The organism is Nocardioides sp. NPDC059952 (genome assembly GCF_042730435.1).
GTDB lineage: Bacteria > Actinomycetota > Actinomycetes > Propionibacteriales > Nocardioidaceae > Nocardioides.
Map to the genome: position 1 here is coordinate 94,778 of NZ_JBHWLY010000004.1, position 12,042 is coordinate 106,819.

General features: G+C 71.7%; 10 protein-coding genes. 7 read left to right on the plus strand and 3 right to left on the minus strand.

The features are described from left to right. The first annotated feature begins 131 nt into the window (after positions 1 to 131). Both ACFV9G_RS03075 and ACFV9G_RS03080 read left to right on the plus strand, forming a co-directional pair. Positions 132 to 1,616: a sugar ABC transporter ATP-binding protein gene (locus tag ACFV9G_RS03075; RefSeq protein ID WP_378724792.1), complete on the plus strand. Its 1,485-nt coding sequence runs from the start codon at positions 132 to 134 to the stop codon at positions 1,614 to 1,616. Then, positions 1,613 to 2,641 carry an ABC transporter permease gene (locus ACFV9G_RS03080; protein WP_378724794.1) on the plus strand — a complete coding sequence of 343 codons (1,029 nt, stop codon included), beginning with the start codon at positions 1,613 to 1,615 and terminating at the stop codon, positions 2,639 to 2,641. The genes ACFV9G_RS03075 and ACFV9G_RS03080 overlap by 4 nt, the downstream gene beginning before the upstream one ends. On the opposite strand, the gene ACFV9G_RS03085 is transcribed toward ACFV9G_RS03080, so the two are convergent. After that, a complete protein-coding gene (locus ACFV9G_RS03085; protein WP_378724796.1) occupies positions 2,616 to 4,592 on the minus strand; it encodes a helicase-associated domain-containing protein in 1,977 nt (658 codons plus the stop codon). The genes ACFV9G_RS03080 and ACFV9G_RS03085 overlap by 26 nt on opposite strands. 297 nt (positions 4,593 to 4,889) lie before the next feature. On the opposite strand from ACFV9G_RS03085, the gene ACFV9G_RS03090 reads away from it, so the two are divergent. From ACFV9G_RS03090 to ACFV9G_RS03100, 3 genes are read left to right on the plus strand one after another with little or no spacing between them, the layout of a single operon-like run. Then, entirely contained in the window at positions 4,890 to 5,717 is an 828-nt protein-coding gene (locus ACFV9G_RS03090) for a PP2C family protein-serine/threonine phosphatase (RefSeq protein ID WP_378724798.1), read from the plus strand. Beyond that, positions 5,714 to 7,645, plus strand: a complete 1,932-nt coding sequence (locus tag ACFV9G_RS03095; protein WP_378724800.1) for an FHA domain-containing protein — start codon at positions 5,714 to 5,716, stop codon at positions 7,643 to 7,645. The genes ACFV9G_RS03090 and ACFV9G_RS03095 overlap by 4 nt, the downstream gene beginning before the upstream one ends. 49 nt (positions 7,646 to 7,694) lie before the next feature. Further along, positions 7,695 to 8,888, plus strand: coding sequence for an RDD family protein (locus tag ACFV9G_RS03100; protein WP_378724802.1), 1,194 nt, complete (start codon positions 7,695 to 7,697; stop codon positions 8,886 to 8,888). A 78-nt stretch (positions 8,889 to 8,966) separates the two neighbouring features. Here ACFV9G_RS03100 and lepB read toward each other — a convergent pair whose 3' ends face one another. After that, positions 8,967 to 9,731, minus strand: a complete 765-nt coding sequence (gene lepB / locus ACFV9G_RS03105) for a signal peptidase I (RefSeq protein ID WP_378724804.1) — start codon at positions 9,729 to 9,731, stop codon at positions 8,967 to 8,969. 101 nt (positions 9,732 to 9,832) lie between these two features. Between lepB and ACFV9G_RS03110 the strand changes: the two genes are divergently transcribed. Both ACFV9G_RS03110 and ACFV9G_RS03115 read left to right on the plus strand, forming a co-directional pair. Beyond that, complete coding sequence (locus ACFV9G_RS03110) at positions 9,833 to 10,675, plus strand: ExsB family transcriptional regulator (protein ID WP_378724806.1); 843 nt, start codon at positions 9,833 to 9,835, stop codon at positions 10,673 to 10,675. Beyond that, entirely contained in the window at positions 10,672 to 11,379 is a 708-nt protein-coding gene (locus ACFV9G_RS03115) for a M50 family metallopeptidase (RefSeq protein ID WP_378724808.1), read from the plus strand. The genes ACFV9G_RS03110 and ACFV9G_RS03115 overlap by 4 nt, the downstream gene beginning before the upstream one ends. Here ACFV9G_RS03115 and ACFV9G_RS03120 read toward each other — a convergent pair. Beyond that, complete coding sequence (locus tag ACFV9G_RS03120; protein ID WP_378724810.1) at positions 11,376 to 11,774, minus strand: cold-shock protein; 399 nt, start codon at positions 11,772 to 11,774, stop codon at positions 11,376 to 11,378. The genes ACFV9G_RS03115 and ACFV9G_RS03120 overlap by 4 nt on opposite strands. Positions 11,775 to 12,042: the final 268 nt, after the last annotated feature.

Sequence of the window (12,042 nt, forward strand, 5' to 3'; positions counted from 1 at the left end):
GGTTTCCCCCCCCGGTGGGCTACCCGGCCTTCGCGGACTTCGACCCGATCTCCCACAAGCCGGGTTTGTGCGAGTGTTTTTTTTCTGCCGTCATGGGGGGTGGTCCCCCGCGGCGGGGGGCCACCTCCCTGGTGAAGGACTTTCCGGGCCTGCGGGCGCTCGACGACGTCTCGCTCGAGGTCCGCAGCGGCGAGATCGTGGCCGTGCTCGGCCACAACGGCTCCGGGAAGTCGACCTTGGTGAAGGTCCTCGCAGGCAGGTACGCCGCCGACGGCGGCACCGTCGAGCTGCCCGCGTCGGCCGGCGAGGAGGCAGCCGAGCTGCACTTCATCCATCAGGATCTCGCGCTGGTCGGCGCGCTGACCGCGGTCGAGAACCTGAACCTGATCGGCTCGGCCCGACTGCGCCCCCATGACAGTCGGGCCGAGCGCCGACGTGCCGAGGAGCTGGTCGCCCGTTTCGGTGAGGGCTTCGACGTCACCGCGCCGGTCGCGACCTTGACCCCCGGCCAGCGCGCGATCGTCGCGATCGCCCGCGCCCTGGACGGCTGGACGCACCCGCGCAACGTACTCGTCCTCGACGAGCCCACCGAGTCGCTCCACGGCGCCGAGGTGGAGGTCCTCTTCTCGGCGGTCCGCCGTCTCGCTGCCGACGGGACGGGGGTCATGTTCATCTCGCACCGTCTCGACGAGGTCCTGGCGCTCGCCGACCGGGTCGTGGTGCTGCGCGATGGACGAGTCGTCGCCGCCGAGCCGGTCGACGGCCTCGACCACGACCGGCTCGTCGAGCTCATCACCGGCGCCAGCCCGGCGGAGATCGAGGCCCACCAACCCCAGGACGTACGCAGCACCGACCCGGTGCTGAGCGTCCGTGGCCTGCGGGGCGGTGCCATCGAGCACCTCGACCTCGACCTGCACGCCGGGGAGGTGGTCGGCGTCGCCGGTGTGCTCGGCTCGGGCCGGGAGGCGGTGCCGTCGCTGCTCTTCGGTGCGGTGCCGTCCCACGCGGGGAGCTTCACCGTCGGTGGAGCGGTCGTCCTGGCGCCCACTCCGGCGACCAGCATCCGGCGCAAGGTCGCCTTCGTCCCGGGCGACCGCGCCAGGCACGGATCCACCGCGCAGATGAGCGCCCGGGAGAACCTCACCCTGCCGCAGATGCGCACCGTCCGAGGTGTGGGCGGGGCGATCAGCACCCGTCGGGAGCGGGCGGAGGCGGAGCGCCGGCTGGCTGCGTACGACGTACGTCCGCATCGCACCGAGCAGCGGTTCGGCCTGTTCAGCGGGGGCAACCAGCAGAAGATCGTGCTGGCCAGGTGGTTGCGCGACGACCCGCTGGTCCTGCTGCTCGACGAGCCGACCCAAGGTGTCGACATCGGCGCCAAGACCACCATCTACGAGGCGGTCGGGCAGGCCGCGGCCAACGGGACCGCGGTGCTGGTGAGCTCCTCGGACACCAAGGAGCTGCTGCGGATCTGCGACCGCGTACTCGTCCTGCGAGACGGCCGTCTCGCCGCCGAGCTGGCCGGCGAGGCGCTCACCGAGCATCGCCTGCTCGTCGAGGGCTACGGCCTGACGCCCGACAACCCCGAGATCCAGAAGGACCAAGGACCATCGTGAACCTGCGTGCACTCTCCTTCCGCAACATCAGCGCCGTCTACATCTTCGTGGTGATGTTCGTCGTCTTCTCGATCTGGATCCCGGACCGGTTCCTCCAGGTCGGTGTGTGGCGCTCGATCCTCGACGCCGAGGCGCTGACCGGGCTGGCCGCTCTCGCCGCGCTGATCCCGCTGGTCACCGGCTCGCTCAACCTGGCGATCGGGGCGCAGGTCGGCTTCACCGCGATCCTGTCGGCCTGGCTGCTGGCCAAGGCAGGTCTGCCGATCGTGGTCCAGCTACCGCTGGTGCTGGTGGTCGGGGCGCTGATCGGCTTGGTCACCGCGGTCGTCATCACCAGGCTGCGGGTCGAGCCGATCGTGGCGACCCTGGCGATGAGCTCGATCCTGCTCGCCGGGATGGCGTGGGTCTCCGGCAGCCAGCAGATCCTCGACCTCGGTCCGTCCTACCGGACGCTGGCCACGACGCAGTGGGCGGGCGTGACGGTGCCGGTCTACATCCTGTTCGCGGTCGCCCTGGTGAGCTGGTACGTGCTCGAGCGCACGCCCGTCGGCCGCCGGATGTACGCCTCCGGGTTCAACCCCGACTCCGCCCGGCTCGCCGGCGTCGGTGTGACCCGGATCCAGACCGGCGCGCTGATGGCCGGCGGCGCGATCTCCGCGCTGGCCGGCGCCCTCCTGACCAGCCGTCTCAATGCGGGAGACCCGACCGTCGGCCCTAGCTTCCTGCTCCCGGCGCTGACCGCGGTGTTCCTGGGGTCGACCCAGTTCCGGGGCGGACGGTTCAACGTGTGGGGCACGCTGGTGGCGATGTACGTCCTCGCCGTCGGCATCAAGGGCCTCCAGCTCGGCGGCTCGCCTCGCTGGGTCAACGACCTCTTCTACGGCGTCGCACTCATCCTCGCCGTCGCGCTCTCGCAGTGGGAGACGCGTGGCCGCATGCTCTGGCGTGGCCGCCGGAGGTCTGGGGAGCCCGAGGAGCCCGCAGAGGCCGAGTCGAAGGTCACGACCCCGGCCGGACACTCCTGATCCGGGACAGCGCGAAGGAACGTACGTCCTCCTCGACCCGGGCCGCGAGCGAGCCGCCGTCGATCCCCAGCGGCTCGACGCGAGCCTCACCGGCGACCCCGCGGCCATCGACGTAGGAGATCACGACCTGCTCCCCGGCATCGATCGCCTCGTGCAGGATCGCCATGGTCGAGGCCGGCTCGGGCGGCAACGGGCGGGAGGCGGCGGTCTCGTCGCCCGCCTTGATCCTGGCCGCCACCGCTGTCGCACGAGCGGTGAGGTGAGCCTCCTGGGCGCCTGCCGGGCGCTGGCCGTTGCGGGCCTTGGCGCGCTTGGCATCGGGGCGCGCCACGTGGACGGATCCGTCGGGGGCCTCGACGACCGGGGCCAGGCCCAGCTCGCGCAGGCGGGGGAGGAGCGAGTCGAGCGCGACGGTGCTGACGACCACCGTCGGCGCCAGCCGCCGCAGCCCCAGCGACTCGGCCGCCGGATGGGCCAGCAGCTCGGCCAGCGCGGCCTCGTCGTCACTGCGCAGATAGGCGGCGGCGAACCCGACCCGGACCGTCCCGAACGTACGCGCGGTGTCGTCGACCAGGTAGGTCAGCGCCTGCGGGACAGGGGTGCGGGAGGCGGCGGTGAGGAACGCGTGGATCTCGGTGGCGGTCCAGCCGCGGTCCATGGCCCGGCGCACCGACTCCTTGGTGAACCGATAGACCGTCGCCCCGCCGTGCGACTCCACCGTGGCCACCACGGCCAGCGTGCGGGCCAGCGCGGGCTCCAGCGGCCCCGGCGCGACCGCGGTCAGGTCGCCCTGGAGCAGCACGTGGTCGACCGGCTCCGGCAGCAGCCCGGCCAGGCTCGGGACCGGGTCCTCGCCGGCCACCAGCAGCCGACCGTACGCAGCCAGCCCTCCGAACGCGGCGAGCCCGAGGGTCTCCGCCTCGGTGAGCGTCCACTCCACCAGCGCCTCGCGGGACTCGGTGCGGGTGCGCGGCCGGCGCGGCCGCTCCCAGGCCAGCCTCGCCACGACCGCGGCGGGACCGGTGCCCGCGGCGAGCACCTCGCCGTCCGGGAGCCCGGCGAGCAGGCCCAGGGTCAGCCGTCGGGTCCCCACGGCCGAAGCCCCGGCCAGATCGGGTGCCAGCGCGTTCCAGGTCTTTCCGGCGGGGTCGCGCTGGCCGACGAGCCCGGGAAGCCGTGGAGAGGCCAGCCAGGCGCCCGCCACGTGGCTCCACCGGGCCGCGAGCGGTTGCTGCAGCCACTGGTCGAAGAGCTCGGTCGGCATCCAGGACGGATCGCCCTCCTCGTCGGTGCCCAGCGCGAGCAGGCCCGAGGCCCAGGCGACCTCGATCAGCAACGCCGCGGCCGGTTCGGTGACATGGAGCCGCTCGGCAGTCGTCTTCAGGTCCCGGACCGTCAGCCCCGCCCCGCCACGCAGCGACCGGGGCGGCGCGGCACTCCAGGAGTCGAGGAGCAGCTCGAGGTTGCGTACGAGCTCGAAGGCGGCGCCCGCGGCCGCCCGGTCGACCAGCGTGGACGCCCGCGACGAGGTCGGCAGGGGCGGCGGGACGTCCACAGGGGCGAGCGTCGTCCGCCCGCCCCGCAGTGTGATCCCGACCTCGCCGGGCAGGGTCAGCATGCCGTCGCCCGAGGACACCAGCAGTCCGTGGGCGATCAGCTCCTCCGCCGGTCCGGCCGCCTCGGCCACGGATACGCCCGGGCGTGCGCGGGAGGAGGAGGCCTGGCCGCCGCCGGCGTCGACGGCCTCCAGCATCGCGCGCGCCTCCGCGGACACAGCAGGCAGGCTGCGTACGCCTTCTTCCTGGTCAGCGGCGAACGGCTGCAGCCCGGAGGTGCCGGGCGAGCCCCGCAGCAGGGCCGCGACACCGGTCACCGCGCGCAGGCCGTCGAGGGACTGCCACACCAGGCAGGTGTCCTCCAGATGAGAAAGTGCCCGTGTCGCGGCGTCCACTTCGGCATTCACCATGGAAGATAAGTGGGCTTTGGTGGTTTGATTCGCGAGGACAACGGCATCAAGCACGATCAGCTCGAGATGGTTAAGGTCATCCATCGCGTAGTGCAAGGATGTGCGAGTGGCTGCTCGGGCGGCGAGTTGGCCGGAGTCATGAGGGGACGGCGTGGCGAGATCAGGACGAGCAAGAAGCAGGCGTGAGATGCGCTCTGTGGGCCAAGAGCGCAACTGGTCTGCGAGCGAGCGGAAGCCTGTGTCCATCGGCATCACGCTATCCCGGCAGGCCTAGGGGGCGAGATGTCCAGGAAAGTAGTGATCGCGCACGGGGCCGCGACAGACGTCGGTCAGGTGCGGAAGGTCAACGAGGACTCCCATGTGGCCGAGCCACCGGTCTTCGTCGTCGCGGACGGGATGGGCGGCCACGACGGTGGTGACATCGCCAGCGAGATGGTGATCCAGGAGTTCGCCAAGCTCGGCGGCACCCATTACGTGTCCGAGTCCGGCAGCCAGGCGATGGTCGAGGCCCTCCAGGCGGCCCAGGATCGGATCGTTGCCTTCGCGCTCGAGCAGCGCTCGCGCGGGGCCTCGGACTACCAGTCCGGCACCACCTGCGCCGCGGCTCTGATCGCCGACGGCGGAAGCAGCCCGTTGTGGATCCTGCTCAACGTCGGCGACTCGCGCATCTACCGATACTTCGACGGCACGCTGAGCCAGCTCAGCCGCGACCACAGCCTGGTCCAGGAGCTGGTCGACTCGGGCCAGATCACGCGCGAGCAGGCCGAGCACCACCCCGAGCGCAACGTGGTGACCAGGGCGCTGGGCGGGATGGCCCCGGCAGTCCCCGACATCTTCCAGGTGACTCTGCCCGTAGGCGCCCGGCTGATGCTGTGCTCCGACGGCGTGAGCGGAATGATCTCGGATGCTGAGATCGCCGACATCCTCGCCGCGGAGGACACCGATGCCCGCGACACGGCCGAGAAGCTCGTCGACGCCGCGGTCGAGGCGGGTGGCCGGGACAACGCGACCGCGATCGTGGTCGATGTGATGGGATTGACCGAGGAGAACCCGTATGACTCGGAGCAACAAAGGGTGAGTATGGAGCAGAAGCTAGGAGTGCTGCCATGAGCGAGCAAGGAACCATCGCAAGCACGTCCTACATGCCGGGCACATGGTTCGGCATCATCGGTGAGAGCGCCACGGTGCTGCTCCCGCCCTCGGAGAAGAGCCGCGCGGGCGCGCTGTGGGCGCTCGTCGACGACGGTGCCGGGTTCGACGAGGTGCTCGACGCGCTCGTCGCGACCGGGCTGAGCTCGTTGCCGGGCTTCGTCCTCATCTCGGGCGACGTCACGCCTGACGGCGGGAGCGTACGCACGGTCGTGCGCGGCCCGTCCGTGGTCTCGTTCGAGGCCGGCGAGGGCGCCGTCGAGGTCGACGGCTCGTCGTCGAAGACGTGGGTCGAGCGCACCCTCGAGGGCGTCACCAGGATGTCCGTATCGCTCGGCGAGGAGGGTGCGACCGGTGAGCCGATGACGGCGCTCGGTGGCCTGCTGCGGGTCTCGGGTCTCGAGGTTCCGCCCCCGGCCCCGGAGTCCACCCAGGACGACTCGCCGGAGAGCCGCGCCGGCTTCGTACCGGCCCCGGTGGCGGTCGAGGAGGGCTCCGACGACAGCGTCGACGAGCCGGCCCAGGCCGACCCGCTCACCGATCCTCTTCCCGAGGAGCCCTACGCCGACTCCGACGACCTGGACTCCGCCGAGGAGCAGGTTCTCGATGAGGACGAGCCGGTCGCGGCTCCGCCCTCGCTCTCGGTCGTTCCGCCGATCCCGATCTCGGGTGACCTCCCCGGTCTCGAAGCCGACTCGGAGCTGGACTCCGACGCGGAGGCGGACCTCGGCCCGGAGCCCGACTTCGACGAGGACTCCGAGGACGAGCCGATCTCGGTCAACCGGGGCGACGAGTCCGGCGAGGCCTCCGCTCCGCGTCACGACGACCTGACCGAGCCGACCGAGGCGTTCGAGATGCCGGCCGCCTCCGATGACGCCGACGACCAGGACTTCCCGGAGCCTGCTGCCGGCGGCTACGAGGACGACTACGCCAGCGACGAGCACGCCGCTGCCGTCGCGTCCTCCTTCGGTCCCTCCGCGGTCTCCCCGGAGCCCGTGGCCGAGATGGACGACGTCGCCCCCGACGCCGAGACCGAGGTCCTCCAGGCCGTCGACGAGGGGTCCTACGACGGGCCTGAGTCCTATGACGGGCCCGAGTCCTACGACGAGCCCGAGTCTGCCCAGGCGCCCGGCTTCGGCCCGCCGTCGATGCCGCCTCCGCCGCCGCTGACGACGCCTCCGCCGCCTCCGGTGGACGCGCCGCCCGCTCCTTATGAGGAGGCGCCGGCCGAGGGCCTGATCGATGCCGCGCCGGGCGACGCCCCGATCGAGGCACCGCCCTTCGACAGCCCTGTCGACGCGTCGCTGACCGAGATCCCGCCGGCACCGCCGGCCCCGCCCGCGTTCCCGGCGCCGCCCGCGCCGCCGGCTCCGCCCGTGGCTCCCGTCCCGGAGACCCACGACGAGCCGATCTGGGAGGAGCCCGACCCCGATGAGGACGACCACGACGGTCTGACCCGCATCGGCGTCGGCGAGGATCTCAACGCCGGTCTCGCCGGGATCCCCGGCCAGCCCGAGGCCCCGAAGGTGACCGCCTACCCGGTCGCTCGCCTGGAGTTCTCCAGCGGCGACCGCGTCGAGGTCGACCGAGTCGTCCTCGTCGGCCGCGCGCCGGAGGCGAGCCGGTTCACGCCCACCGAGCAGCCGATGCTGGTGACCGTGCCGAGCCCTCACCAGGAGATCTCCTCGACCCACTGCGAGATCCGTCCCGGTGCCGGGGTCGACCACGGCGCAGCGGTGGTCACCGACCTCGGCTCGACCAACGGCACCGTGCTGGTCCAGCCTGGCCTCGGCCCGGAGGACCTGCGTCCCGGCGTACCGGTCCAGCTCATGCCGGGTGCCGTCATCGACCTCGGTGACAGCCTGACGATCCGGGTGACCAACCCATGATCAACCGGCTCTCGCTCATGCCGTCGCCGACCCCCTGGGAGGCGGCGGCATGAGCTTGGCCGGCCTGCCGGCTCCGGCAGCCGAGGCTGCGATCGCGGAGCCGGATCGTCGGTTCTACGCCTTCGCCATCGACCGGGTGATCGCGTGGGCGATCTTCGCCGCGGCGGGGTTCACCGCCTGGCTGATCTTCTTCCGCAACGACAGCCTGCTTCCCGGCGTCGGCCTGATCGCCGGCGTCGTGCTGGCGGTCTGGCTGGTCGGCACCGTACTCACCGGCTCCGGGGGCAAGACCCCCGGGAAGATGGCCCTCGGGCTGCGCGTGGTCAGCGATGACTCCGGGGCCGCGGGCCGCCCGATCGGCGTCGGCAAGGCGTTCGTACGCCAGGCTCTGCTCGGCCTCTGCACGATCCCGACGCTCGGCATCGGGACCGCCACCTTCGCCTGGGTCGCCGCGATGGACGACCGCGGCCGGCGCCAGGGGTGGCACGACCGTCGTGCGGGCTCGGTCGTGGTCGACGTACGTCCTCCGGCGGTCGTCGAGGCCGAGGAAGAGGCCCCCGCGCCGCGCCGCATCGTCAACCTGACCACGATGCGCCTGAAGCAGGCCGAGGCGACTCCCGAGCGGGCCGAGCGGCCGCAGACCCCCGCAGCCCCGACCCAGAGCGCGCCGACCCAGAGCGCCGCGACCCAGAGCGCCGCCGCTCAGGCCCTGGCGGAGGCACAGGCCGCGCAGACCCAGATCGGGGGGCTGGTCGCCCGTCAGACGCCGCCGGCTCCCGTGCCGACGCCCGCACCGCCCGCTCCGCCGCCCCCGCCCGCTCCTGCGCCCCCGGCACCGCCGGTCGTGCAACCGGTGGCGCAGCCTGCCCCTCCGCCGCCTCCCGCGTCTGCCCCACAGCCCGCGGCGACGGCTCGTTGGCGGGTCACGTTCGACACCGGCCAGAGCTTCGTCGTGGAGGGTCTCGCGATCGTCGGTCGCGGCCCCGAGCCGCGTCCCGGTGAGGAGGTCGCCCACCGGGTGGCCCTCTCCTCGAGCGACATGTCCCTGTCCAAGACCCACGCTCAGTTCCAGATCGCGGCGGACGGCACCCTCGTGGTCATGGACCGCGGTTCCACCAACGGCACCACCCTGATCCGCCAGGGTGCCGCACGAGCCCTCGGCGCCCGCCGCCCCGCGGCCCTCGTCGACGGCGACAAGGTCAAGTTCGGCGACCGCACCATGGACGTGGTTCGCGAAGCCTGACCGCCGAGAGGTCACCCCCGTCGGCCGAGATGTCACCCAGGTGACGTCTCGGCCGACGCGCGTGACGCCTCGGCGAGGTCATTCGACGGAGTCGAAGGTCTCCGGGCGGTGCTCGACGCCGAAGCGGTCGGTGGGCCAGAAGACGACGGCGACGCGGCCGACGACGTCGGAGACGGGCACGAACGCGTTCGAGCAGGCCTCATCGCCCGACTTCTGGCGTTCGGGGCTGCACAGATGGAAGGACGAGTCGGCGGAGTTGGCACGGTTGTCACCCATCACGAAGAGCCGGCCCTCCGGGACGACGGCCTTCCAGCCCCGGCAGCCGCCCTGGACGTAGGACCCGTTGTCCTGCGCCATCGGGCCGTCACAGGTGTCGTTGGGAGCGATGAAGGAGGACTCGTCCAAGGGCGTGCCGTTGACGACGACGCGACCCGAGTCGCAGCACTCCACGGTGTCGCCCGCGACTCCGATGACCCGCTTCACCAGGTGGTCGCCGGTCGGGTAGAGCCCGATCTTGGCGAGCACGGCCCTGAAGCCGGTCGGTGCAGGCGCGATCTGGTTGGCGGAGAGCCAGCCGCCGGGATCGGTGAAGACGACGATGTCGCCGCGCTCGGGCGTGCCGCCCATCCAGTAGGACGGCTTCTCCACCAGCACCCGGTCGTTGACCTCCAGACCGGGCTCCATCGACTCCGAGGGGATGTAGAACGCCTGGGCGAGGAACGTCTTGATGAGGACGGCCAGCAGGATCGCCGTCACCGCGATGATCGCGATCTCGGCGAGCGACCCCAGGACTCCCCGCTGCCGTCGGCCTGACCCTGCCGACGCCTCCCGCTCTGCCCCCATGGTGAGACCCTATCCAGAGGACCGGTCGGGCCCGGACGCTATCCAGAATTCACCGACGCCGATCCACGAACACGCGTGGACCCCGCCGATAGGGTCGGAGCGTGTCCGACCTCGACCAACGGCTCAACGCTCTCGAAGCGGATCTCAAGACTCGGGGAAGCGTGCTGGTCGCCTTCTCCGGAGGCGCCGACAGCGCCTTCCTCCTGGCGGCCGCGACCCGGGCTCTGGGCAGCGACAACGTCGCCGCCGCGACCGGCTACTCGCACAGTCTCCCGATCGCGGAGAGGGACCCGGCCGCCGAGTTCGCAAGAAGCCTCGGCGTACGCCTCATCACCCCGCAGACCCACGAGATGGAGCGGGAGGGCTACCGGGCCAACGGCACCGACCGGTGCTTCTTCTGCAAGGCGGAGCTGCTCGACACCCTCGTGCCGCTGGCCCGTGAGCAGGGCCTGGTCCACGTGGCCACCGGCACCAACGCCGACGACGCGATCGAGGGGCTCGACGGTCTCCGGCCCGGTATCCGCGCGGCCGCCGAGCGCGGAGCGATCACGCCGCTCAAGGACGCCGGGCTGACCAAGGCACAGATCCGCGAGGCCTCGCGCCGCTGGGAGCTGCCGACCTGGGACAAGCCGGCCGCAGCCTGCCTCTCGAGCCGGATCGCCTACGGCCTCGAGGTCACCCCGAGGCGCCTCGCGCGCGTGGAGAGAGCAGAGCAGGGCGTACGCAGCGTCCTGGCCGCCCGCGGCCACGACGCCGCCAAGGTGGACCTGCGCGTGCGTGACCACGGGGAGAAGGCGACGGTGGAGCTGTCGGCTACCCTCCTGCCTCTCGACCCCCACCATGCCGACGAGGTGCTCAGGACCGTGACAGACGCAGGATTCCCCGCCGCGGAGATCGACCCACGGGGCTTCCGCTCCGGATCGATGAACCAGGCGGCGAAGTGATCGAGTTCTGGGAGACGATCACCGCGACCCAGACCGTTCCCGAGGCACCCTGGCTGATCGGTGCCGGGCTCGTTGCCCTGGTGCTGGTCGTGTGGCGTGGCACCTGGCGCACCGTGCGCCTCGGCGTCACGGTCGTCCACGAGGCCGGGCACGCGGTCGTAGCGGTCCTGGTGGGCAGGCGCCTGGCCGGGATCAAGCTCCACTCCGACACCTCGGGCGTGACCCTCTCGCGCGGCAAGCCCTCCGGACCGGGGATGGTGGCGATGCTCGCCGCCGGCTACCTCGCCCCGGCGCTCCTCGGCCTGTTCAGCGCGACCATGCTCGCCGCGGGTCATGCCCTGGGACTGCTGTGGCTCCTGGTGGCGGCGATGCTCGTGCTGCTGCTGTGGGTACGCAACGGCTACGGCCTCGTCGTCGTGCTGGTGCTCGGCGCGGCGCTGGGCGCGATCAGCTGGTACGCCGACGGCCGCCTGCAGACCATCGTCGCCACGCTGGTCACCTGGCTGCTCCTGCTCGCCTCGCCGAGGCCGCTCCTGGAGCTCCTCGGCCGCGGCGAGCGAGGTCGTCGCGGCTCCGACCCCGACCAGCTCGCCGGCCTGACCGGCATCCCGTCAGTGCTCTGGATCCTCGTCCTGCTGGCGGTGAACGTCGCCGGGCTCGTGGTGGGCGTGCAGACCCTGATCCCCGACCTGAGCTGGATCTAGAGCTCGAACTCGTCGGCGATCTGGCGCAGCGCGGGGGAGACCTTCTTGGCCAGCTCGCGCGTGGGCGGGCGGCCCTGGGCGTAGCCGTCGCGGATGTCGTCGAGGAGCTTGATGACGTTCTCGACGATCAGCTCCATCTCCTCGGGGTTGCGGCGCTTGGCTGCCCGCTGGCGTCCGGAGACGGACGGGGAGCGCTCGAGCACGGTCACCGACAGCGCCTGCTCACCGCGGCGCCCCTGGGCGATGCCGAACTCCACCCGGGTGCCGGCCTTCAAGGTCTTGGCAGCGCCCTCGGGGAGCGCGTCGGCATGGACGTACACGTCCGGACCGTCGTCCTGCGACAGAAACCCGAAGCCCTTGGTGGCGTCGAACCACTTGACCTTGCCAGTAGGCACGGCAGCTTGCCCCTTCCTCGCGCATCAGCGCTTCAAACGTACGTCGCCCGGCGACTGTGACGGCCGACGCGGGAGAGCCTAGTCCTCAGCGCCCAGGGACGCGTGAGGTATTCCCCGCTCCGGCATCGACGGCATCCACGGATGGGTCGCCGTCTCGTCCCTCGGGCAGGTGAGGCCTATACTCCGCCTACCCCTCCATAGATTTGCAAATGATTTCGTACACCATTGGTAATCGAGACCAGTTATGACGTAAGTTTACGTCGCCAAA